Origin of the sequence: Streptomyces marianii (genome assembly GCF_005795905.1) — a bacterium.
GTDB lineage: Bacteria > Actinomycetota > Actinomycetes > Streptomycetales > Streptomycetaceae > Streptomyces > Streptomyces marianii.
This window is the reverse complement of sequence record NZ_VAWE01000001.1, coordinates 4,821,107-4,842,469: the sequence shown is the minus strand read 5'-3', so window position 1 is coordinate 4,842,469 and position 21,363 is coordinate 4,821,107. Positions and strand designations below refer to the sequence as shown.

Below are 21,363 nucleotides of genomic sequence, written 5' to 3'. Positions count from 1 at the left end.
GATGACAGATTCTGATACCGGGTATCTGACACCCGTCATCGACGAGGACGGCGCTCCCTTCTGGGAGTACGCCGCCCGAGGACAGCTCCGCGTCCAGGCCTGCGCCTCCTGCGACGAGCTGCGCTTCCCTCCCCGCCCCTGCTGCCCCCGCTGCCAGTCCTTCGACAGCACCTGGCGACGCATGAGCGGCCGCGGCCGGATCTGGTCGTACGTCCTGCCTCACCCCCCGCTGCTCCCCGGCTACGCCGAGCAGGCCCCGTACAACGCGGTCGTCGTCGAGCTCGCGGACGCCCCCCACATCCGGCTGGTCGGGAACGTCGTGGCCTCCGCCGACGCCCCGCTGAACTCGGTCGACCCGGAGCGGCTGCGCGTCGGTGCCCCGGTGCGGGTGGCGTTCACGGTGGCGGGTGGCGGGGTGACCGTGCCGCGCTGGCTGCTGGAGCGGTGATGCCGGGGTCCGGCGTGCGGGTGGAGCAGGATGAGGAGTCCGGGGTCGCCCTCGTCACCCTCGACCGGCCGGGTCGGCACAACGCCGTCGACCTGTCCATGGCGGAGGAACTGTCCGGTGTCTGGCGCGGGTTCCGCTTCGACGACTCCGTGCGCGCGGTGGTGGTCACCGGCGCCGGCGGGAAGGCGTTCTGCACCGGCGTCGACCGGTCCGCCGTCGTGCCCCAGCCGGCGTCACCGTACTCGGTGGACGATCCGCTGGTGCGGATCGGGCCGAAGGCGAACGACCTGTGGAAACCGGTGGTCGCCGCGGTGCGCGGGCTGGCGTGCGGCGGCGCGTTCTACCTGCTCGGTGAGGCGGAGTTCCTGGTCGCCGCCGAGGACGCCGTGTTCTTCGACCCGCACACCACGTACGGCATGGTCAGTGCGTACGAGTCGGTGTACATGGCGATGCGGATGCCGTTCGGGGAGGTGGCCAGGACGGCGCTGATGGGCACGGCCGAGCGGCTGTCGGCTCGGCGGGCGTACGAGACCGGGCTGGTCAGCGAGTTGACCCCGCCCGGCGAGGAGGTGGAGGCGGCGGTGCGCTGCGCGGAGGTGATCGCCTCGTATCCGACGGAGGCGGTGCAGGGGACGGTCCGTGCGGTGTGGTCGGCGAAGGAGGCGGTCCGCGCGCAGGCGCTGGCGCACGCGCCGCAGTTGGTGACGCTGGGGAACCTGCCGCCGGAGCGGCAGGCGGAGCTGTTCGCCGCGCGCCGGCCGGGGTTCCGGTTGCGCTGACGCCGTGTGCGTCTGGGTCGTCGCGCACGTCGCCGCGCACGAGCTCGGTGCGGCTGCCTATGCGATCAAGGCCGCACGCGCTGCCGCGCCGGAAGGTGAGAGTGAGGCCGCAGGGCGGCTGGAATGCCAGTGGCAGCGTGACCAGCTTCCGGAGGCGGTTCGCGAGCTCGTGCTCGACGACCGGCGGTTGCGGAACGACATCTGCTGGTCGGTGTTTGTCTGCTGACCGCGCGTCGGGCGCCGGCACCGTCCACAGGAAGGGTCCACCGGGATCTTGCCGAAAGCGGCGTCCCGAGCGGTAGCGCCGTACGCGGGCCGGGTGGGCGAGGTCGGTGACGTGCAGGACGCTGGGGCGGGGCGGCACGGGCTTCTCCTCGGTGGGGCGGTCACCGATGTTTGATTGCGGCGGCCGGTGGTGAGTGCGGGGCGCCCGGTCGGCCGTATGGAGGGTGAGGCCGGTACTGCCCGTGGCCGGGCCCGTCTCCGGGTGGGGCGGGGGCGGGGGCCGGTTCAAGGGTCGCGATCGGGGTACCACGGGCGTAGCGTCGTGCTGCGGAGAGGAGGCCGGGCATGGTCCGCAACGTCATCGGGTCGGTCCTGGCTCTCGCCGGAGCGGCGGTCGCCGTATGCGGCCCCTTCCGTGCCTGGTACGGCGGCCGTCTCGGCGTCGACTACCGGATCCAGGATCTGTTCGGCGGTATCACGGACGCGCAGACGGAGGTCGTGTCGTCGATCGCGCTGCCGTATGCGTTCTCCGCGCTGGTGGCGTTGCTCGGTGTGGTGCTGCGGTCGCGGTTGCTGGTGGCGCTGGCGGGACTGGTGGTGCTGGGGTTCACGGTCCTGTGGATGGTGCGCCAGGGGCAGGCGGCGGGCTATCTGTCGGTGGGGGGTGATCTGCCGGGGCTGGGTGACGGGGTCGCGGCGGCGCTGGGCGGTGGTTGTCTGCTGTTGCTGGCGGCGGTCGTGATGCGGGGGCGTGCGCCGAGGGTCGTGGCGTTCGAGGAGCCGGGCTACGACGGTCCGCTGGGGGATCCGGCCGGTTATCCGGCGGGGGATCCTGCGGCGTATCCGGCCGGCTACCCGGGGGATCCGGGTGCGTATCCGCCGGAGGAGACGGGTCCGTACGTGTGGTCGCCGGAGCCGGACGACACGCAGCGGCTGCCGGTGTATCCGCCTCCTCCGCCGTACGGGTCGGGGCCGCGGCAGCCTCGGCGGGACCCGTACGGTGCGGGTCCGGATCAGGATCCGTTCCGTGACGAGGGGCGTGGGCCGTAGTTCTGGCGTCTGTCCCGGCCGGGGGATCCGCCGATGGTTACCGGGGGGCGGTGGTGCGGCCGGTGGCGGTTCCCTTGGCGGCGTCGAGGGCGTAGACGCAGCGGTCCTTGGAGCAGGCGTAGACGACGCCGTTGCGGGCGACGGGTGAGCCGGTGATCTCGCCGCCGGTGGCGAGTTTCCAGCGGAGTTGTCCGCCGGCCGCGTCGAGGGTGTAGAGCACGTGGTCGGCTGAGCCGAAGTGGATACGGCCGTCGGCGACGACGGGGCTGCCGGTGACCTCGCCGCCGGCGGCGAACCTCCATCTGGGGGTGCCGGTGACGGCGTCGAGGGTGTAGAGGGCGCTGCCGCTGCCGACGTGGATGCTGCCGTCGGCGACGAGCACGGGTTCGACGGACTGGCGGGCCTCGGTGGCGATGCGCCAGCGGTCCTTCCCGGTGGTGGCGTCGAGGGCGTAGACGGTGCCGAGGTAGTCGGCGAGGTAGACGCCGCCGCCGGTGACGGCGGGGCCGGGGGCGAAGGCGGGTGGGGAGAGGAAGACCGCCGGGGCTTCGAAGTGCCATCGCACGTGGCCGGTGATGGTGTCGACGCACAGGACGCGGGTGCCGGCGGCGAGGTAGGTGCAGCCGTCGGGGGCTTGGGTGACGCGTACGGGTGCGCCGCCGCAGGAGGCGGCGTCGCCGACGGGGTAGGACCAGCGTTCGGTGCCGGTGCGGGCGTCGAGGGCCTGGAGGCGGGCGTTGCGCCATACGTAGACGGTGTCGTCGCAGAGCGCGGGTCCGGCTTCGGGGGTTTCGAAGTCGCTCTGGGCTCCGGTGATCTCCCAGAGTTTTTCGCCGTTGGAGGCTTCCCAGCCCTGGACGCCGCCGCCGCGGGTGGCGGTGACGACGGTGCCGCGGGCGGCTTTGAGGGAGTAGACCCAGGCGTCGGTCTGGGCCCGCCAGCGTTCGCCGCCGTCGTTGGCGTCGAGGGCGTAGAGGGTGGGTCCGTCGGAGGCGTGGATGCGTCCGCCGTGGACGGCCATGGCCCAGGCGACGTCGCGGGTCTTGAACTGGCGGCGGCCGCTGGCGACGTCGAGGGCGTGTACCTCGAAGGAGGTGACGTAGAGGAGGCCGCCGTCGACGACGGGGGTGCCCCAGACGTCGTTGGACATGCGGAAGCGCCAGGGGCGCCAGCGTGCGGGGCCGGTGTCCGGGGGTGTGGTGGGTGCGGGTACGGGCGGGGCGGCGGTCATGGCGTTGGTGGCGACTTCTCCGCCGGGCGGGCGGACCCAGCCGGTGGCGGGGCCGGCGTCGACGGCGGCGGCGCGGGCGTCGGCTGCGGCGCGGGGGCCGGGGCCGATGGGGACCTTGGCGCCGGGCAGCCGGACGGGGCCGTGGTCGGGGCCGGGCGGGGCGTGTTGGGGGCGGACGGGCGCGGTGTTGCGGGGGTCGGGTCCGCCGGTGTGCCGGGCGGCGGGGGCGTGTTCGGGCCTGGGGGGTACGGGGGGTGTGTGGGGGCGGGGCCGGGCTGCGGGGCCGCCGGTGCCGGGCAGTCGTCCGCCGCGGCGGTCTTCGATGAGGGAGACGGCGCGGCCGGGCAGCCAGGCGGAGGCGGTGCCGCTGTCGTCGCCGCCGGAGGAGAACAGGTGGGGTGCGAGTTGTGCCTGGAGGTCTTCGGGGCTGGGCCGGAGGGCGGCGTCCATCTGCATGCAGGATTCGATGAGGGGGCGCAGTTCGTCGGGGAGTCCGGCCAGGTCGGGGCCTTCGCGCAGGAGCATGAAGACGGTTTCGACGGGGTTGGCGCCGTGGTAGGGGGCGTGTCCGGTGGCGGCGAAGACGAGGGTGGAGCCGAGGGAGAAGACGTCGCTGGCGCCGGTGACGCTGCGGGAGTCGCGGGCCTGTTCGGGCGACATGTAGGCGGGGGTGCCGACGGCGACGTTGGTCATGGTGAGGCGGGTGTTGGAGACGCCTGACGCGATGCCGAAGTCGATCACGCGGGGGCCGTCCTCGACGACGAGGACGTTGGACGGCTTGAGGTCGCGGTGGACCAGGCCCGCGCCGTGGATGGACTGGAGGGCCTCGGCGATTCCGGCCGCGAGCCAGCGGACCGCCTGGGCGGGCATGGGCCCGCACTCGTTCACTATTTCCTCGAGGGAGGGGGCGGGGACGTAGGCGGTGGCGAGCCAGGGCACGGCGGCGCGCGGGTCGGCGTCCACGACGGCTGCGGTGTAGAAGCCGGAGACCGCTCGTGCCGCTTCGACCTCGCGGGTGAAGCGGACGCGGAACAGTTGGTCCTCGGCGAGCTCCGTGCGCACCGTTTTGATCGCCACGCGCCGGCCGGACGCCGACCGTGCGAGATAGACCAGCCCCATGCCGCCGGCTCCGAGCCGTCCCAGCACCTCGAAGGGGCCGATCCGCCTCGGGTCGTGCTGCGTCAGCTGCTCCACTTCGCCTGCCACCTCCCCGTAGGGGCCATGTAGGTACGGCCCCGTCGCCACCTGATTGTTCCTGCCGGAGGGCGCGGTTGCGAACCCGGGGCGGTATCGGGGTGTCTCGGGCTATTTTGCCGGGCTGCCGGGGGGTGGTGGGCGGGTTTGGTGGGTTCGGCGGCTTCAGTCGGGGGACGGGCCGGGGGTGTCGGGCCTGCGTTCGGGGGCGGGTTCGTCCGGGCGTTCGGTTCGCGGTCCGGCCTGGTCGCCTCCGGGCGGTTCCGCGTCGGGTCCGGGTGTCCGCTCAGGCTGCCGCTCGGACGACTGTTCGAGCTTTTGCTCGAGGGTGCCCCCGGATGCCCGTCCACGGATCTGCCCGGGGCCGGGCTCCGCCAGCACGGCGAAGGCGGCTCCCTGGTCGTCGGCGAGGACGGCCATACGTCCGTAAGGGATGTCGAAGGGCGGTGCGGTGACGCGGGCGCCGAGCCGGGTGGCGTGTTCGACGGTGGCGTCGGTGTCGTCGACGGCGAAGTAGACGAGGAAGTGGCCGGGCATCTCCACGGGGAACGCGTCGGTGATGACGCTGCGGGCCCCGACGGCGGTGTCCTCGCCGGGTTCGGCCCCGGCGGGCGACCACATCAGGTAGTCGACGGTGTCGTCGGGCAGCGGGGTGCCCTGGAAGCCGAATACTTCCTGGTAGAAGGGGTCGACGGCGTTCTTGTCGCGGGTGTAGACCTCGGTCCAGCAGAACGAGCCGGGCTCGCCCCGGAGGGCGAAGCCGTCGCGTTCACCCTTCTGCCAGAGGCCGAACACGGCGCCCGCGGGGTCGGCGGCGAGGACGACGGTGCCGAGGCCGTCGACGGGCGTGGGGGTGGTGATCAACTGGCCGCCGGCGTCCCTGATCCGCCGGGCGGTGGCGGCGGCGTCGCCGGTGGCGAAGTAGACGCCCCAGGTGGTGGGCATGCGGCCGTCGCTCTTGGCGGCGAGGGCGGCGACGGGCTTTCCGTCGCGGAGGGCGTCGGTGTAGTGCGGGTAGGGGCCGTGATCAGCGCTTTTCTCGCTGTACGTCCAGCCGAACAGTTCGCCGTAGAAACGCTTGCCCGCTTCGAGGTCGGGCAGCTGGGCGTCCACCCAGCAGGGGGTGCCCTCGGTGAATGCGGCCATGGTCCGGCCCCTTCCTCGGCGCGGGTTCCGCGGGGGCGGGTTCCTGGGGCGGATTCCGCGGCGCAGAGCCCTCGACACGGGGTGTGATGTCAGTCACAGTCAATCGGACTGCGGCATGCACCGCACGCAGAGGAGCCCGTTCGTTGAGTTGTCCACCGAAATTATCCACAGGCTGTTGATAACACTGTCGGCCCACCCGGGGGGCGATGCGGGAGCACCCCATTTGCAGTCGGCCGAATCGCGCGCCGATCACCCCTCGGTAAGCTGACGGCATGACAGGACAAGTACGCACTGTCGACGGCCGGGTCGCCGGCCGTCGCGGACAGGCGACGCGGCAGAAGCTGCTCGACTGTCTCAGCGAGATGCTCAGCTCCTCGCCGTACCGGGACGTCAAGGTCATCGATGTGGCCCGGAAAGCGGGGACCTCGCCCGCGACCTTCTACCAGTACTTCCCCGACGTCGAGGGCGCGGTCCTCGAACTCGCGGAGGAAATGGCCACGGAGGGCGCCGCGTTGACGGACCTGGTCGCGGGCCGGTCCTGGGTCGGCAAGGCTGGCTGGCAGACCGCGGAGCAACTCGTCGAGGGATTCCTCGACTTCTGGCGCAGACACGACGCGATCCTCCGCGTGGTGGACCTCGGCGCGGCCGAGGGCGACAAACGTTTCTACAAGCTCCGCATGAAGATCCTGAACTCGGTCACCAACTCCCTTGCGGACGGGGTGAAGGAGCTCCAGTCCAAGGGCAAGGTCGACAAGGACGTCAGCCCGATGGCGGTGTCGGGTTCGCTGGTCGCGATGCTGGCCTCGGTGGCCTCGCACCAGAAGGGCTTCCAGACCTGGGGCGTCAAACAGGCCGAACTCAGGCCGAACCTGGCACTGTTGGTGCACCTGGGCATCACGGGCAGGAAGCCGACGAAGTAGCGGACGGGCCGCGATGACGGGCGCCCTCGCGCCAAGTCCTGCCATAGGCAAGCCCGTTCACTTCCGGCCACGTCGGCCGTCGGCAGCGGCACGTCCGTCGCCGCCACGGCCGTACCTCACGGCACGCCCTTCGCCGTCGCACCTTCCGCCCGTACGCCCTGACCGGCCAGCCCGCAGGGCCGTGGCCGCTCCGCACGGTCGGGGACACCCCCTCCGCCGACCCGCACGGGCCCCTTCACGGGCCCACGCCCCTCCGCCGGTACGTCCCGGCAGGTCCGTCGCGGCCGCTCCGCACGGCCGGGTGCGCGCCCGCGCCGTCCCGCGCCGTCCTGCGGCGTCAGTCCGCCGCGGTGTTCCGCCGTGTCAGCCGGAACAGCCGGATCTCCCTGTCGGTCCTCGCCTGGTACGTCGCGTACGGAGGCCAGAACACGAGCGCCGCGCCCCAGGCTGCCGCGCGTTCCTCGCCGGTCAGCAGTTCCGCCCGGACCGGCACGTCCCCGCCCCGCCAGCTGATCTCCGCCTCGGGGTGCGCGAGCAGATTGCCCGTCCACGCCGGGTGGCCCGGCCGGCCGAAGTTGGAGCCGACGAGGATCCAGGTGCCGGTCGCCTCCTCCGGCAGGCACGCGAGTGGTGTGCGGCGCGGAAGGCCGGTCCTCGCGCCGTGCGCGGTCAGCACGAGCCCGGGCAGCATCCGTGCGCTGGGCAGCACCCTGCCCCGGGTGATCCGGTGGACGGCCCGGTCCATGGCGGGGATGACATGCGGGGCGAGCCGAGCGAAGGCGCGGGTCGACGAGATCTTCCGGACCATGCGGATCCCGGTGCGCATCAGACGCCCGCCGCCTCTCGCGCGCCGGGCCGGGGCCCCGCCCCGGCCCCGGCCCGGGGCCCGTCGGCGAGCGCTGCCGCCGGGGCGGCGGGGACGGCGGCCGCCGGGGCGAACAGGCCCGCCGTCTCGGCCGCCCGTGCGCGCAGCCGGTGGACGGGCCCGAAGAGCAGTTCGTCGGAGGCGGCCCGCTTGAAGTACCGGTGGGCCGCGTGCTCCCAGGTGAAGCCGATGCCGCCGTGCAGCTGTATCGCCTCACCGGCGACGGTCCGGAGCGCCTCCAGGCACTGGGCGAGGGCGAGCGCGCCCTCGCCGGGGTCCCAGGCGGCGTAGTACGCGGCCGACCTGGCCGCCTGGACGCGTACGTACAGGTCGGCGAGGCGGTGCTTGACCGCCTGGAAGGAGCCGACGGCCCGGCCGAACTGCTGCCGGTCCTTCACGTACGCCACGGTGCGGTCCAGCGCGGCCGCGGCCGCGCCGACGGCCTCCGCCGCGAGCAGGGCCGCGGCGGTGCGGCCGGTGGCGGCGAGCGCGGCGGGCACGTCCGCGCCGGGGTCGTCGCCGAGCAGTTCGGCCCGGGTGTCGCGGAGCTGGACGCGGGCCTGCGGCCGGGTCTCGTCGAGCGCGGTCCACCGGGTGCGGCGCAGGCCGTCGGCGTCCGGGGCGCGGACGAGGAAGAGGAGGGTGCGGCCTCGGGTGAAGCCGCCGGTGTGTGCGGCGACGAGGAGGAGTCCGGCGCTGTGTCCGTCGAGGACCTGTTCGGCCTCGCCGTAGAGCCGCCAGCCGCCGTGGCCGTCGGGCCGAGCCTGGATGCCGCCGGCGCGGCCGCCGCCAGCCCAGGTTCCGTGCGCGTCGCCGCCGGTGAGGGCGAGGGCGGTGGCGAGGGCGGTGCCGGGTACGCAGAGGGCGGCGGTGAGGGTGCCGTCGGCGATTCCGGGCAGGAGCGCGGCGCGCTGCCGTTCGGCGCCGAGCGCGGTGATCAGGGGGGCGGCGAGTCCGGAGGTCGCGAACAGCGGCAGCGGTACGAGCGCCCGGCCGGTCTCCTCGGAGGCGAGGGCGAGCTCCGTGACACCGCAGCCGGCGCCGCCGTACTTCTCGTCGAGGGCGAGTCCGGGCAGGCCGAGGCCGCCGGTGAGCCGTGCCCACAGGCCGGGGTCGTAACCGGGCCCGGCCGCGGCGGCGGAGGCGGTGTCGTCGCGTCCGGGCGGTCCCGGCGGCCCGCCTTTGGAGAGGGCGGCGCGCAGGGTGCGGCGGATCTCGGACTGCTCCGGGGTGAACGCGGCGTCCATCGGGTCTCCCCTCGATTTCTGACGGGCCGTCATGTTAGGGGTGGTGGCGACAGAAGCCCAGAGCAGGGCGGGTGGCGGCGGCAGAAGCCCGGAGCAGGGCGGGCGGTGGCCTCGCGCGACGGGCCGTACCGCCACCCGTATATCTGATGTACCGTCAGATTCATGCCATGGAGCCAGCGCCGCCCCCGCAAGGTCGCCGTCGTCGGCATATCCCTCTCGGACTGCGGCCGCGTCGACGGCCCCACCCCGTACGCTCTGCACGCCCAGGCCGCACGGCGCGCCCTCGCCGACTCGGGGCTCGGCCGCGACGTCGTCGACGGCCTGGCCTCGGCCGGGCTGGGCACCCTCGCCCCGGCCGAGGTCGCCGAGTACCTGGGACTCAGGCCGCGCTGGGTGGACTCCACCTCCGTCGGCGGCGCCACCTGGGAGGTCATGGCCGCACACGCCGCGGACGCCATCGCCGCGGGCCACGCGAACGCCGTGCTCCTCGTCTACGGTTCGACGGCCCGCGCCGACATCCGCGCGGCCCGGCGGACCTCCAACCTCTCCTTCGGGGCCCGCGGGCCGCTCCAGTTCGAGGTGCCGTACGGACACACGCTGATCGCCAAGTACGCCATGGCCGCCCGGCGCCACATGCACGAGTACGGGACGACGGCGGAGCAGCTGGCCGAAGTCGCCGTCCAGGCGCGGGCGAACGCCTCCCGCAACCCGGACGCGATGTTCCGCGACCCGATCACCGTGGACGACGTGCTGTCCGGGCCGGTCATCGCCGACCCGTTCACCAGACTGCACTGCTGCATCCGCAGCGACGGCGGCTGTGCGGTGCTGCTCGCGGCGGAGGAGTACGTCCCGGACACCGCCAAGGCGCCGGTGTGGGTCCTCGGCAGCGGGGAGCACGTGTCCCACACGACGATGTCGGAGTGGGACGACTTCACGGTCTCCCCGGCCGCGGTGAGCGGGCGGCTGGCGTTCGAGCGGGCGGGCGTGCGGCCGGGGGACGTCGACATCGCCGAGGTCTACGACGCCTTCACCTACATGACGCTGGTGACGCTGGAGGACCTGGGTTTCTGCGCGAAGGGAGAGGGCGGGGCGTTCGTGGAGAAGGGCCGGCTGCGGCTGGACGGGGAGCTGCCCGTGAACACCGACGGCGGTGGCCTCTCCGCCTGCCATCCGGGCATGCGCGGCCTGTTCCTGCTGGTCGAAGCGGTGCGCCAACTGCGCGGGGAGGCGGGCGGGCACCAGGTGCGGCGGGCCGACGGCAGTGTCCCGGAACTGGCCGTGGCCTCGGGTACGGGCGGCTGGTTCTGCTCGTCGGGGACAGTGGTACTGGGCCGCTGAACGGCACGGGCGGGTACGGGCCCGGTCCGGGGTCACGAACGGGCCCCTGTCGCCCGGCCGGTTCCCGCGCGTCCGGGGCGGGGCGCGGGCGGCGGTTGCGGCACAGTGGGGCGAGGACGGGAGGCGACGCCTTCCCCCAGACCGTTCACGAACCCGTGAGGAGATTCCGGTGGCCCTCAGTCGCGAAGAGCGTGAGGAGTTCCTGGCAGAGCCCCATGTCGCGGCGATCGCGATCGCCTCCGGTGAGGAGGGCCGGGCGCCGCTGAGCGTGCCGATCTGGTACCAGTACGAACCCGGCGGGGACGTCTGGATCCTGACGGGGCTCGATTCTCGCAAACACCGGCTGATCCGCGCGGCGGGGCGGTTCTCACTGATGGTCGACCGGCTGCGGCCAACGGTCCGCTACGTCCACGTCGAGGGGCCCGTCACGTCGGCGGAACCCGGCACCGAGGCGGCGCTGCGGGAGCTCGCCACCCGCTATCTTCCGCCGGACAAGGTCGACGGGTACGTCGAGTTCGCGCTGAAGGAGCACGGCGAGACGGTCGTGCTGCGGATGCGGCCGCAGCGGTGGCTGTCGTCCGACCTGGGCCGGGTGTGATGATCGGGGCATGACGCACGATCCCGGCGGCGACGGCGCCGCCCGAGAGTTCCGTGAGCTGCTCAGATCGCTGAAGGTCTGGGACACGGACCTGCCGTCCTTCGACCCGGACGGGGCCCCGGCGGAGCCGCTGCCGCTGTTCCACCGCTGGTTCGTGGAGGCCGCGGCCGCCGGCCAGCCCGAACCGCACACCATGACCCTCGCCACCGTGGACGAGGGCTCCCGGCCCGACCTGCGGACGCTGATGCTGCACGGCGCGGACGCCCACGGCTGGCACTTCGCCACCCATGCGGCGAGCGCGAAGGGCCGTCAGCTCGCGGCCCGCCCGGAGGCCGCGCTCGGCTTCTACTGGCCCGTGCACGGCCGGCAGGTACGCGTCCGCGGCCGGGTCGTGTCGGGCACCCCGGAGGAGGCGTACGCCGATCTGCACGCCCGGTCGACCGGGGCGCTGGCGGCGGCGCTCGTCGGCCGGCAGAGCGAGGTCCTCGGCTCGCAGGAGGAGTTGCGGCGGGCGAACGCGGCCGCGTGGGAGCGCGCCGAGACCGATCCGGAGGCGACGGCGGAGACCTGGACGGTGTACGTGCTCGTCCCGTCCGAGGTCGAGTTCTTCCAGGGGGACGCACGACGCCGGCACGTCCGGCTGCGCTACCGGCGAGAGGACGACGCGGACGGGTGGGTCCGGGAGATGCTCTGGCCGTAGAGGGGGCGGGACCATGGCTGACAAGACGGCCCGACGACCGATAACGGCCACGGCAGTGATCGTGCTCGGAGTGTGCCTGGCGTTGCTGGGCGGGATCGGGGCATGGCTGCTGCTCGGCCGGGACACCACGCCGCCGTGCAACGGCCTGCCCGCGAACGACCGCGTGCGAAGCTCGGTCGGGCAGGACATCGGTCCCGACATGAGCTGCCAGGCGCTCGGCGAGGCCATCGTGAAGGCATCCACCGGGGACGCCCAGGGGCGGCACAGCCTCGCTCAGGCCCAAGCGCTCAAGGACGTCATGACGGCCCTCGGAGCCCAGGGCACCGGCGAACTCGCCCTCGATCCAGCGCTGCGCCGCCCCCTCGCCACCGCCCTGGCCGACTACGCCCCGGATCTGCACGCGATGCTCGGCGGCATCGGCATCCAGGACTTCGTGACCAAGGCCGCCCCCGCGACACCACCCTGGAAGTCCGACGACGGCACGTACCATCTGACGGTCCTCACCGACACCCTCAGGGACGTTCTGCACGCGGTCGCGCAGGACCCCCACTCCTACGCTCTGCTGCGGCTCACGGAGACCCGGACCACAGGGCAGCGCCTCGCCGCCGTCCCCGCCGACGCCGAGGGCTTCGGCCTGAGCGTGCCGCCCACCGAGAGTGCGCGCGCGCTCGCCACCCTCGACGGCATCGCCGAAGCCGTCACCCGTGACCTGGACACGAGCCAGGCACAGGCATGGCGCACGGCCGTCCTCGACGGGCTCGCGGACGACAGTGGCTCGGCGGCGGACGGCGTTGCGGCGGCATGGCTCCGGGGCTTTCGGAGTACCGCTGAGGAGGAGCGCTACGAGAGCCTGCGCGCTCAGGGCGTCGAGATGACCCGCCTGTGGGCGCAGCAGCGGAAGATGGACGAGCAGACACGGCAGGGGCTGCTCGCAAAGGTGGAACGCGGTGCCCTCAGCGCCTACCGGGAGATCGAGCCGTGAACGGGGGCTGAGCGCGCCGCGCCGGTCTCGGCCTTGCACGTGGGCCGTCGTCCGAGTCCTGAAGGAAACGCGAGACGACGCGTGCGGACCCCCGACGGCAAATCGGCCGCTTCCGTTCTCAGCCAGGGGGACCATTCGTCGTGGCGCGCCCTCCTCCTGCGGTCGGACCGACCTCGGGCCCGGCGAGTGATTCGTGCAACTTCGTTCTGCGAAAGGGTGGATGACGATCGACCACCCCCTTCACAAGGACCGCATCATTGTGCGAAGCAGACGAATAGCCCCCGTTCTGGCCGTCAGCGCCGTCGCGACCCTCGTCCCCGCGCTCACGCCCGCCGTCGCCTCGGCGGCCGCCCCGGCGCCCAAGGCCCGTGCCGCGGCGGACCCCTTGAAGCAGTACACGCAGCAGAAGCCGCGCTGGAGGCGCTGTGACGCGCAGAGCCCTGCGGGCTTCCAGTGCGCGACGGTCAAGGTGCCGCTCGACTACAGCCGCCCCGGCGGCAAGAAGATCGACGTCGCGGTGTCGCGGATGAAGGCCACCAGCGCCAAGGAGCGGCGCGGGGTGCTGCTGCTCAACCCCGGCGGCCCCGGCGGCGAGGGCCTGAGCATGCCGCTGTTCCTGTCGAGCGAACTGCCCGCGTCCGTGAAGAGGAAGTACGACCTCATCGGGTTCGACCCGCGGGGCGTCGGCCAGAGCTCCCCCGTGAGCTGTGGGCTGAAGGAGGACGAACGCGACTGGGAGCGCCCGTACAAGGCGGCCACGTTCGCCAAGGACGTGAAGTGGGCGCGTACGGTGGCCGAGAAGTGCCGGGCCAAGGGCGGTGACGCGCTGCTCCGGTTCACCACCCGCAACACCGCACGCGACATGGACGTCGTCCGCGCCGTGCTGGGTGAGAAGAAGATCTCCTACCTGGGTTACTCCTACGGCACCTACCTCGGCGCCGTCTACACGCAGATGTTCCCCAAGCGGGCCGACCGGTTCGTGCTGGACAGCGCCGTCGACCCGCAGCGGGTCTGGCGGGGCATGATCCAGGTGTGGGCGGAGGGCACCGAGCCCGCTTTCACGCACTGGAGCGAGTGGACCGCGAAACGGCACGCAACGTACAAGCTCGGGAACACCCCGGCGAAGGTCCGCAAGACCTTCTGGGACCTCGTCGCCGGGGCCGACCGCAAGCCCGTCGACATGGACGGGACGCCCGTCACCGGCGACGACATCCGCTCCGGACGGGCGATGTTCTTCGACGTGGCCGGCGCCGCGCAGACGGTCGCCGACCTGAAGAAGGCCGCCACGGGCGGGAAGCCGGCGCCGTCCCGCGAGCGCAGCTCCTCGCCGAGCCCCGTCCCGCCGTCGTTCGCCCGCGCCGTGCCCTCGGACAACGCGGACGCGAGCTTCTGGGCCGTGGTGTGCGCCGACACCCGCGCCTGGCCGCGCGACCCCGAGCAGTACCGCCGTGACGCGATCCGCGACAAGGCCAGGTACCCGCTGTACGGGGACTTCGCGTCCAACATCAAGCCGTGCGCGTTCTGGAAGAACGGCCCCGAGCAGGCGACCAGGATCGACAACAAGGTCGGCGCGCTCGTCCTGCAGAACGAGTGGGACTCCCAGACACCGCTGACCAGCGGTCAGGGCCTGCACCGGGCCATGAAGGGCTCCCGCATGGTCACGGTCCTCGGCGGGGTGGGCCACGGCATCTACGGCTCCAAGTCCTGCGCGGACAAGACGGCGACCGCCTATCTGACGACGGGCAGGCTCCCGGCGAAGGACCTGACCTGCCGGACCCCGGCCGGCCAGCGCAAGGACCGGCTGCAGCTTCCGCTGCCGACACCTCCGGGAGTCCCGGGGCTGTCCGGGACGCGCGACCGCTTCTGACGCACGGCGACACCACCCGGTCGAACGACGTGGGGCTCCCGCCGGGCGCGGGGCCCCACGTCGCAGGTCAGGCGTCCGCGGGAGTGCTCGCCGTCGCCCTCGGCGGGCGCACCGTGTAGAGGTCATGACCTGTGCGTCGGTCCCCGCCAGTACGGTGCGCAGGACGCCGGGCCCTGGCGGTGCGGAGCGAGGTGGAAGTGTCCCAGTCCGCCTCCGCGGAGCGGACGCGGGGCACGGCGGCCCGAACCGACCGACGGCCGCGGCTACTTCCCGCCGCTCGCGGCGAGGGTGTACGCGACGAGGGCGTTGGCGTGGCCATGGCCCAGGCCGTGCTCCGTCTTGAGCCAGGAGACGAGTTCCATGTGCCTGGTCAGCGGGGACGAGCGGATGAGCTCCTGCCATTGCGCCACCGGGCGGCCGTACTTCTTCTCGATCGAGGAGAAGTAGCTTGCGGGGCCCTTCACGGCGCTGCTGCTCTGCGTGGTCATGGCGGCGGTCTCCTGTCGTCCGTGCGCGTCGGTCGCGGGTGTCAACACCGCTGGTGTGCGCTGCTGTTGCGGGTATGACCGACGGGGCGCGCCGAAGTGATCGGTCCGGCCGGTGCGATCCGCGTCACATGTGCGGCGTGCGCCACGGGTCCGGGGACTCGGGCAGCAGGAGGTCGGCGACGACCGCCTCGTGGTCGGACGGCCGGACGCAGGTCCACGGCCCCGAAGCCCGCACGCCGGACGGAGCGCACATGCCCGAGCCCGCCCGGTCCGGGCGGGCCGACGTGGATGGAGCCGGGCGCTCTGCCGAACTACCGTGCCGCGCGCGGGGCTGCGGTCGTGGCGACGAACGCGGCCCAGGCGCCCGGGGCGACGTCGAGCGTCGGGCCGCCGGGCACCTTGGAGTCGCGGACGTGGACGGTGTGGGGACAGGCGGCGACCTCGACGCACTCGCCGCCCTCGTTGCCGCTGTGGCTGGAGGTGCGCCAGTCGTAGGCGACTTCGAGGCAGCTTCCGCCCTCGTTGGTGCTGTAACTGCTCTTGAACCAGACCAGGCCCGGGGTCATAGCTTCGCCGCCATTCTCTCGATCAGGTCTACGGAATCCCAGGGAGTGAGGGCCTGGGCACGCAGTACGCCGAAGAGATCGATGAGCCTGTTCACCTCTTCGGGCTTCGAGATCAAGGTATCTCCGCCATGTCCCTCGGCCAACCCCAGATTCCGACCCTCCAGAGTGCTCAGGAGCTGCAACGGACCGTGCAGGCCCGCGTGTACGGACCGCTGGGTCGGCATCACCTGGACCGTGAGGTGGTTTCTGGCACGGACCGAGTCGATGAGGTGTCGCAGCTGTTCCTTGAGGACCGCCTCACCGCCGATCGGCCGGAGGAAAGCCGACTCCTCGACCACGTAACTGATCGTCGGCCTCGGCTTGCGATCAAGCATGGCCTGCAACTCCAGCCGTGCCTCGACGTATCGGTCGGTCTCTTCCGCCTCGTACGCCGGCACTCGGACTTCGTACAGCGCCCGTGCGTACGCGGGAGTTTGGAGCAGGCCGGGGACCACCATGGTTTCGTACGCGCTGAAGCTCGCCGCGTCGACCACTGTCCGGACCCAGCTCAGGAACTTCGGCGAGTACTTCTCCTCCTCCATCATCGCCACACACGACGCCAGCACCCCCTTCGCCCCGAGCGCCGCGTCCGACTCCACCAGGAACGCCGTCGTCGGGATCCGCTCGGCCCGCTCGTACGCGCCCAGCAGCGACTCCGACATCAGCAGCCGCTCCGCCAGGTCCCGCTGCGTCATGTCCGCCAGACCGCGGAACAGCTTGACCAGTTCGCCCACGTGCCTCCGCGCGGGCGAGGGCTCCCTGCCCGATCCCACAGCTCCCACCGCCCTTCCCACATCCGCTCGATGTGGACCGTGTCCCTCTGGTCACGCTACGCAACCGGCGCGATCCTCGGGGGCATGACCAGCGAGAAACTGCCCGATTGGGTCCCGGCGTCCGGTGTGCGACTACGGCTCGCGGGAGTCCACTTCGACGCCGTACGCGTCCACGGCGTCCGCGGCGAGGCCGTGCTGCACCACCTCGTCCGGGCCACCGGCGGGCATCCCGGGCCCGTCGTAAGGGAGATGTGGCGCGGGCGGTGGACGTACTTCCTCATCCCGCCCGGCAGCAGCAAGGAGCATCCCTGGCCGCCCGGCGCCGCCTGCTTCGGCCCGTGCGCCCGGGACCAGTACGTCGGCGTCCCGGCCGCCGACGGCAACACCTATCCGCTGTCGTGGCGCGCGGGGCCGCCGGCCGTCGGCGAGTTCGTGGACCCGGAGCTGCTGTTCGCGGTGGTCACCGCGCAGCTGTGCCTGTCGCCGGAGGGCTGAGCCGGGGGATCATGGCCGGTATGACGGGGTGGGGAGAATTCCGGCTGGTCGGAGTCGAGCGGACCCGGGAGCGGCGGGAGGAGGCCGCGCGGGCGGAGGCCCGGGAGACGCCCGAGGAGCGTGAGGCCGCGTGGATGTCGCTCTTCGAGGGGCCGATGCGGCCTCCGGAACTGCTCCGTGCGGGCTGGCGCGAGTGGCTGGGGTTCAACCGGGCGGTGCCCGGGGACGTGCTGGTGCGACTGCTCGACACGGCGACCGATCTCCTGTGGCGCAAGGACCTGCCGCCGGGGGTGGTGGACGCCGCCGTCGACCACCCGGACCGGAACGTGCGGTCGCAACTCGCCGCAAGACGCCACCCGTTGACCGCCGCGCAGTGGACACGGCTGATCCTGGCCGAGCCGGGCTCCGCGCGCCGGGCGCTGCTCGCCGAGGACGCCGTGCAGACGGGCGCGGAGTTGACCGCGGAGGGGTACGAGCGGCTCGCCGGGGACGCTTCGGCGCTCGTACGCGCCGCGGCGGCCCGCTTCCCGGCGCTTCCCGGGGCGCTGCGCGCCGCGCTCGCGGCCGACCCCGACGCGCGGGTCCGCGCCGTCGCGTGCACGGGATGGGAGCTCTTGGCGCCCTCGGCACGGGAGGCGCTGCTCGGCGACGCCGACTCCGGTGTGCGTGCCGCAGCCCTGCTGCGGCACCACGCGACGCATCCTCTGACCCGGTCGGTGTTCGAGGAACAGGGCTTCGGCGACGAGGCCATGGAGACGTGCCGTCTGGAGCGCCGGTTCGCGGAGTACCTGTGCGAGCACGAGGACGCCGCGCGGCGGCGGTCCGTGGCACGCAATCCCCATCTGGACCCGGATCTGGTGGCCGTGCTCGCCGAGGACGACGACGACAACGTCCGCCTCCAGGTGTCCGTACGGCCCGAGCTCACCGAGGAGCAGCGGGTGGCGGTCCGGGCCAACGTCGATCCGGACGGTATTCGGCACACGCTGCCCTGGGTCCATGCGCTCCACGACGATCCGGAGGCCATGCGCCGCTGCGCGGCCTCGTCCCATCTGCTCCTGCGCAGCAGCGCCGCCCGGGCGAGGCGCCTACCGCCGGATGTCGTCGAGCGCCTCGCCCGGGACGAGGACCCTGTCGTTCGGCTGTTCCTCGCCGAGTCCTGCGACGACGCGCCCGCGTCGATGCTGCTGGAGGTGTGGACGTGGTGGAACGGCAGCTTCAGCTTCCCGGGTCGGCCGCGCTCGCATCCGAACTTCCCGCGCCGGGATCTGCTCCGGTACGCGGACGACCCGCATCACCGGCTGCGTCAACTTGCGCTGGACGACCCGGACTCGACGGCAGTGCTGGTGGAGCGCTTCAGCCGGGATCCCCACTGGGAGGTGCGGCGCCGGGCCGCGGAGGATCCTCGGCTGTCGACGGCGTCGGCGGTGCGGTTGCTCGACGACCCGCACGAAGCGGTGCGCGAGACGGCGGTGAGGCACGGCCGGCTGCCCGCGCGCACGCTGGTGCGGCTGCTGCGGGACCGGAGGACGTTCCGCGACGCCCTGGTGAACCCGACGATCCCCGTCGCCGTCATGCGCCGGATGGCCGAGCCCGCCGGCTGACCTCAGCCGCCGGGCGGAACACCGGGACCACCACTCCCCCGCCCTCCTCCCGGAAGGCGACCTCCAGCTCCATCCCGATCCGCAGCTCCGCCTCCGGGCACTCGACGATCTCGGTCATCATCCGCGGGCCCTCCGCGAGGTCGACGACGGCGGCCGTGTAGGGCGTGCGGGCGTCGAAGGGCGGGAGGTCGTTGCGGTGGACGGCGGACCAGGTGTAGAGGGTCGCCCGGCCACTCGCCGGCTCCCAGGCGGCGTCCTCGCTCCAGCAGTACGGGCAGAACTCGCGCGGGTAGTGGTGGGCGCGGCCGCACGCGGCGCAGCGGCGGACCAGCAGACGGCGCTCGGCGGCGGCGTCCCACCAGGGGCGGGTGAAGTCGTCGACGTCCGGGGTCGCCGCGGTCCGGTCCGCGGGGGATACGGTTCGGGCAGCCGAAGACACGGTCCGGGCGGGAGCCGCCGCGGTCCGGTCCGCGGGGGAAGCGGTTCGGCCGGGGGCCGCAGCCGTCCGGTCCGCGGGGGAAGGGGTCCGGTCGGGAGCCGCGGCCGTCAGGTCGGTACCGCTCCCGTCGTCGTTCGCTCCCGCGCTCACAGGAAGAGTCCCAGTGCGCTGTCGAGGGACCATGCCTGCCACGACATGGCGAGCAGCGCGACCAGCGAGATCAGCGCCATCATCGCGTTCTGCCCCTGCTCGGCCCAGTCGTGGATCATCAGGACCAGGTAGAGGAGATTGAGGGTCAGCCCTCCGATCAGGGCGACCGGGGTGAGGAAGCCGGTGACCAGCCCGAGTCCGAGGGCGAGTTCGGCGTAGACGACGACGTACGCCATCGCCCTGGGGCGCGGGGCCACGATTCGGTCGAAGCCGGACCTGACCGCCGCCCAGCGGTGCTTCGCTGCGACGTCGGCGGCCCAGGCGATGCCGGTGCCACGCTCGAACCAGCCCTTCCTGTCCTTGTGCCGCCAGCTCTCCAGCCACCACAGGCCGAGGCCGATGCGCAGGACGGCGAGCCATTCGGCGCCGGTGAGCCAGATCGTCCGCATCGCCGGTCCCCTCCCCACAGATTCTGACGGTACGTCAGTTCACCGGAAGCGGTCCGCGTACGCAAGAGGTAGCCGGCCGTGACCGTTTCGCAACCGCGCGCCACTACAGTGAGCGCTCATGCCCGACCACAGAGCCATCGACCTCACCAACGACCGCCCCGTGTACGTCATCGGGGCCGGACCCGGCGGACTCGCCGTCGCCGCCGCCCTGCGGGAGCGCGGGGTGAGAGCGGTCGTCCTGGAGAAGTCGGACACCGTCGGGGCGTCCTGGCGAGGGCACTACGACCGGCTGCACCTGCACACGACCCGGCGCCTGTCGGGACTGCCCGGTCTGCCCATGCCGCGCCGCTTCGGGCGCTGGGTCTCCCGGGACGACGTGGTCCGCTACCTCGAGAAGTACGCCGAATTCCACGAGCTGGAGCTGGTGACGGGCGTGGAGGTGTCCAGGATCGAGCCCGAGGGCCCGGACTGGGTGCTCCACGCGAGCGGCGGACGCAGGCTCACCGGGCGTGCCGTCGTCGTGGCGACCGGGTTCAACCACACCCCCCGCGTGCCGGACTGGCCTGGTCGGGACACGTACACGGGCGAACTGCTGCACGCCTCCGCGTACCGCAGCCCCTCCCCCTACACGGGCAAGGACGTGCTCGTCGTCGGGGTCGGCAACACGGGCGCGGAGATAGCGGCGGACCTGGCCGAGGCGGGAGCCTCACGGGTACGTCTCGCCGTGCGGACCGCGCCGCACATCGTCCGCCGTTCGACCGCCGGCTGGCCGGCGCAGCGCACGGGGATCCTCGTCCGGCGACTGCCGGTGCGGCTGGTGGACGCGGCGGGCCGACTGCTGGCACGGATCGCCGTGCCGGATCTGTCCGAGCACGGTCTGCCGCGCCCGGAGGCGGGCCTGTACACACGGGTCCGGCAGGGCGCCATCCCGGTACAGGACGTGGGCCTGATCGACGCGGTCCGCAGCGGGACGGTGGAGCCGGTCGCCGCCGTCGAATCGTTCGACGACGGCAAGGTGGTCCTGGCGGACGGCTCCCGCATATCGCCGGACGCGGTCATAGCGGCCACCGGCTACCATCGCGCGCTGGAACCGCTGCTGGGGCATCTCGGGGTACTGGACGACCGTGGACGGCCGTCCGTCCACGGCGGCCGGACCCCGCGTGAGGCCCGGGGCCTGTACTTCACGGGCTTCACCAACCCGATCAGCGGGATGCTCCGCGAAATGGCGCTGGACGCGCGGAAGATCGCCAAGGCCCTGTCGAAGTGACCCCCCCGTCCCCGCGGGGAGTTTCCCCGCGGGGACGGGCCGGGCAGCGGCTCGCGGCAGCCCCGATGCCGGCGCCTGCCTCGGCGTCGGAATCGACGTCGGCGTCGGCACCGGCTCGCGGCACCCCCGGCGTCGGGATCGACGTCGGGATCGGCGCCTGCCTCGGCGTCGGGATCGACGTCGGCGTCGGCACCGGTTCGCGGCACCCCCGGTCGTCTCGGCGTCTCGGCGTCTCGGCGTCGGGATCGGGATCGACGTCGGCTTCGGGATCGACGCACCGGTCTCCAGGGCGCCCGTGGGAGGTTCCGGAACGGCGCGAGCGAGGTCTCGGCAGCCCCACGGGTACCGGTGATCCGGCCAGCCCCTCCCGCACATCCGGCCATCCTGGGGCCCGATCGCCGGGAGACGGGTTCCTTCCGGACCGCCCCGGGCAGCATCCCCGCGCGCCCCGTCCGGCCGGGCGCGCTCCCAGGCACTTCCCCGCGCACGGACCGTTCCTGACATGC

At 73.0% G+C, this 21,363-nt stretch carries 20 protein-coding genes and 2 pseudogenes; 13 read left to right on the top strand and 9 right to left on the bottom strand.

Annotated features, from left to right (window positions below):
- The first annotated feature begins 1 nt into the window (after nt 1).
- From FEF34_RS21915 to FEF34_RS21900, 4 genes and pseudogenes are all read left to right on the top strand, one after another.
- The gene (locus tag FEF34_RS21915) at nt 2-448 is read left to right on the top strand and encodes a Zn-ribbon domain-containing OB-fold protein (protein WP_138054666.1); all 447 of its coding nucleotides are present in this window, start codon (nt 2-4) and stop codon (nt 446-448) included.
- The gene (locus FEF34_RS21910) at nt 448-1,227 is read left to right on the top strand and encodes an enoyl-CoA hydratase/isomerase family protein (protein ID WP_138054665.1); all 780 of its coding nucleotides are present in this window, start codon (nt 448-450) and stop codon (nt 1,225-1,227) included. The genes FEF34_RS21915 and FEF34_RS21910 overlap by 1 nt, the downstream gene beginning before the upstream one ends.
- A 16-nt stretch (nt 1,228-1,243) precedes the next feature.
- Nucleotides 1,244-1,453: pseudogene (locus tag FEF34_RS21905) on the top strand (putative immunity protein); the annotation flags it as partial.
- A gap of 344 nt (nt 1,454-1,797) precedes the next feature.
- Nucleotides 1,798-2,502: a hypothetical protein gene (locus FEF34_RS21900; RefSeq protein ID WP_138054664.1), complete on the top strand. Its 705-nt coding sequence runs from the start codon at nt 1,798-1,800 to the stop codon at nt 2,500-2,502.
- Nucleotides 2,503-2,539: 37 nt separating this feature from the next.
- On the opposite strand, the gene FEF34_RS21895 is transcribed toward FEF34_RS21900, so the two are convergent.
- Nucleotides 2,540-4,927: an outer membrane protein assembly factor BamB family protein gene (locus FEF34_RS21895; protein ID WP_138054663.1), complete on the bottom strand. Its 2,388-nt coding sequence runs from the start codon at nt 4,925-4,927 to the stop codon at nt 2,540-2,542.
- Nucleotides 4,928-5,290: 363 nt separating this feature from the next.
- Nucleotides 5,291-6,073: pseudogene (locus FEF34_RS21890) on the bottom strand (VOC family protein); the annotation flags it as partial.
- A 272-nt stretch (nt 6,074-6,345) separates the two neighbouring features.
- Here FEF34_RS21890 and FEF34_RS21885 point away from each other — a divergent pair.
- Nucleotides 6,346-6,993 (top strand): TetR family transcriptional regulator, encoded by a 648-nt coding sequence (locus FEF34_RS21885; RefSeq protein ID WP_138054662.1) that lies wholly within the window; start codon nt 6,346-6,348, stop codon nt 6,991-6,993.
- 337 nt (nt 6,994-7,330) lie between these two features.
- On the opposite strand, the gene FEF34_RS21880 is transcribed toward FEF34_RS21885, so the two are convergent.
- Nucleotides 7,331-7,819, bottom strand: coding sequence for a nitroreductase family deazaflavin-dependent oxidoreductase (locus FEF34_RS21880; protein ID WP_138054661.1), 489 nt, complete (start codon nt 7,817-7,819; stop codon nt 7,331-7,333).
- Nucleotides 7,819-9,105: an acyl-CoA dehydrogenase family protein gene (locus FEF34_RS21875; protein ID WP_138054660.1), complete on the bottom strand. Its 1,287-nt coding sequence runs from the start codon at nt 9,103-9,105 to the stop codon at nt 7,819-7,821. The genes FEF34_RS21880 and FEF34_RS21875 overlap by 1 nt, the downstream gene beginning before the upstream one ends.
- Before the next feature lie 162 nt (nt 9,106-9,267).
- On the opposite strand from FEF34_RS21875, the gene FEF34_RS21870 reads away from it, so the two are divergent.
- The 5 genes from FEF34_RS21870 to FEF34_RS21850 all read left to right on the top strand — a co-directional run bounded on the left by FEF34_RS21870 (nt 9,268) and on the right by FEF34_RS21850 (nt 14,590).
- Nucleotides 9,268-10,443 (top strand): thiolase C-terminal domain-containing protein, encoded by a 1,176-nt coding sequence (locus FEF34_RS21870; RefSeq protein ID WP_138054659.1) that lies wholly within the window; start codon nt 9,268-9,270, stop codon nt 10,441-10,443.
- A gap of 169 nt (nt 10,444-10,612) precedes the next feature.
- Nucleotides 10,613-11,041: a pyridoxamine 5'-phosphate oxidase family protein gene (locus FEF34_RS21865; protein ID WP_138054658.1), complete on the top strand. Its 429-nt coding sequence runs from the start codon at nt 10,613-10,615 to the stop codon at nt 11,039-11,041.
- Nucleotides 11,042-11,051: 10 nt separating this feature from the next.
- Nucleotides 11,052-11,741 (top strand): pyridoxine/pyridoxamine 5'-phosphate oxidase, encoded by a 690-nt coding sequence (locus FEF34_RS21860; RefSeq protein WP_138054657.1) that lies wholly within the window; start codon nt 11,052-11,054, stop codon nt 11,739-11,741.
- 13 nt (nt 11,742-11,754) lie between these two features.
- Nucleotides 11,755-12,723 (top strand): hypothetical protein, encoded by a 969-nt coding sequence (locus FEF34_RS21855; protein ID WP_138054656.1) that lies wholly within the window; start codon nt 11,755-11,757, stop codon nt 12,721-12,723.
- A 259-nt stretch (nt 12,724-12,982) separates the two neighbouring features.
- Entirely contained in the window at nt 12,983-14,590 is a 1,608-nt protein-coding gene (locus FEF34_RS21850) for an alpha/beta hydrolase (RefSeq protein ID WP_138054655.1), read from the top strand.
- Nucleotides 14,591-14,853: 263 nt separating this feature from the next.
- On the opposite strand, the gene FEF34_RS21845 is transcribed toward FEF34_RS21850, so the two are convergent.
- The 3 genes from FEF34_RS21845 to FEF34_RS21835 form a co-directional block, all read right to left on the bottom strand.
- Nucleotides 14,854-15,078, bottom strand: coding sequence for a DUF4287 domain-containing protein (locus FEF34_RS21845; RefSeq protein ID WP_138054654.1), 225 nt, complete (start codon nt 15,076-15,078; stop codon nt 14,854-14,856).
- A gap of 311 nt (nt 15,079-15,389) precedes the next feature.
- Entirely contained in the window at nt 15,390-15,644 is a 255-nt protein-coding gene (locus FEF34_RS21840; RefSeq protein WP_138054653.1) for a DUF397 domain-containing protein, read from the bottom strand.
- Nucleotides 15,641-16,417, bottom strand: coding sequence for a helix-turn-helix domain-containing protein (locus FEF34_RS21835; RefSeq protein WP_138054652.1), 777 nt, complete (start codon nt 16,415-16,417; stop codon nt 15,641-15,643). The genes FEF34_RS21840 and FEF34_RS21835 overlap by 4 nt, the downstream gene beginning before the upstream one ends.
- A 123-nt stretch (nt 16,418-16,540) precedes the next feature.
- Between FEF34_RS21835 and FEF34_RS21830 the strand changes: the two genes are divergently transcribed.
- Nucleotides 16,541-16,951, top strand: a complete 411-nt coding sequence (locus FEF34_RS21830; protein ID WP_138054651.1) for a hypothetical protein — start codon at nt 16,541-16,543, stop codon at nt 16,949-16,951.
- A 20-nt stretch (nt 16,952-16,971) separates the two neighbouring features.
- Nucleotides 16,972-18,552, top strand: a complete 1,581-nt coding sequence (locus tag FEF34_RS21825; RefSeq protein ID WP_234042504.1) for a PE-PGRS family protein — start codon at nt 16,972-16,974, stop codon at nt 18,550-18,552.
- Here FEF34_RS21825 and FEF34_RS21820 read toward each other — a convergent pair.
- Entirely contained in the window at nt 18,521-18,991 is a 471-nt protein-coding gene (locus FEF34_RS21820) for a Zn-ribbon domain-containing OB-fold protein (RefSeq protein WP_138054650.1), read from the bottom strand. The two genes, FEF34_RS21825 and FEF34_RS21820, sit on opposite strands and share 32 nt — an antisense overlap.
- A gap of 146 nt (nt 18,992-19,137) precedes the next feature.
- Nucleotides 19,138-19,590, bottom strand: coding sequence for a DoxX family protein (locus FEF34_RS21815; protein ID WP_138054649.1), 453 nt, complete (start codon nt 19,588-19,590; stop codon nt 19,138-19,140).
- 118 nt (nt 19,591-19,708) lie between these two features.
- Between FEF34_RS21815 and FEF34_RS21810 the strand changes: the two genes are divergently transcribed.
- Nucleotides 19,709-20,857, top strand: coding sequence for a flavin-containing monooxygenase (locus FEF34_RS21810; RefSeq protein WP_138054648.1), 1,149 nt, complete (start codon nt 19,709-19,711; stop codon nt 20,855-20,857).
- The last annotated feature ends 506 nt before the right edge of the window (nt 20,858-21,363 follow it).

Excerpts from the sequence above, each read along its gene's own strand:
- FEF34_RS21860 (WP_138054657.1), top strand. The coding sequence starts at position 11,052 with ATGACGCACGATCCCGGCGGCGACGGCGCCGCCCGAGAGTTCCGTGAG.
- FEF34_RS21915 (WP_138054666.1), top strand. The coding sequence starts at position 2 with ATGACAGATTCTGATACCGGGTATCTGACACCCGTCATCGACGAGGAC.
- FEF34_RS21810 (WP_138054648.1), top strand. The coding sequence starts at position 19,709 with ATGCCCGACCACAGAGCCATCGACCTCACCAACGACCGCCCCGTGTAC.
- FEF34_RS21880 (WP_138054661.1), bottom strand. The coding sequence starts at position 7,819 with ATGCGCACCGGGATCCGCATGGTCCGGAAGATCTCGTCGACCCGCGCC.
- FEF34_RS21845 (WP_138054654.1), bottom strand. The coding sequence starts at position 15,078 with ATGACCACGCAGAGCAGCAGCGCCGTGAAGGGCCCCGCAAGCTACTTC.
- FEF34_RS21840 (WP_138054653.1), bottom strand. The coding sequence starts at position 15,644 with ATGACCCCGGGCCTGGTCTGGTTCAAGAGCAGTTACAGCACCAACGAG.
- FEF34_RS21870 (WP_138054659.1), top strand. The coding sequence starts at position 9,268 with ATGCCATGGAGCCAGCGCCGCCCCCGCAAGGTCGCCGTCGTCGGCATA.
- FEF34_RS21875 (WP_138054660.1), bottom strand. The coding sequence starts at position 9,105 with ATGGACGCCGCGTTCACCCCGGAGCAGTCCGAGATCCGCCGCACCCTG.
- FEF34_RS21815 (WP_138054649.1), bottom strand. The coding sequence starts at position 19,590 with ATGCGGACGATCTGGCTCACCGGCGCCGAATGGCTCGCCGTCCTGCGC.
- FEF34_RS21830 (WP_138054651.1), top strand. The coding sequence starts at position 16,541 with ATGACCAGCGAGAAACTGCCCGATTGGGTCCCGGCGTCCGGTGTGCGA.
- FEF34_RS21825 (WP_234042504.1), top strand. The coding sequence starts at position 16,972 with ATGACGGGGTGGGGAGAATTCCGGCTGGTCGGAGTCGAGCGGACCCGG.
- FEF34_RS21910 (WP_138054665.1), top strand. The coding sequence starts at position 448 with ATGCCGGGGTCCGGCGTGCGGGTGGAGCAGGATGAGGAGTCCGGGGTC.
- FEF34_RS21855 (WP_138054656.1), top strand. The coding sequence starts at position 11,755 with ATGGCTGACAAGACGGCCCGACGACCGATAACGGCCACGGCAGTGATC.
- FEF34_RS21900 (WP_138054664.1), top strand. The coding sequence starts at position 1,798 with ATGGTCCGCAACGTCATCGGGTCGGTCCTGGCTCTCGCCGGAGCGGCG.
- FEF34_RS21885 (WP_138054662.1), top strand. The coding sequence starts at position 6,346 with ATGACAGGACAAGTACGCACTGTCGACGGCCGGGTCGCCGGCCGTCGC.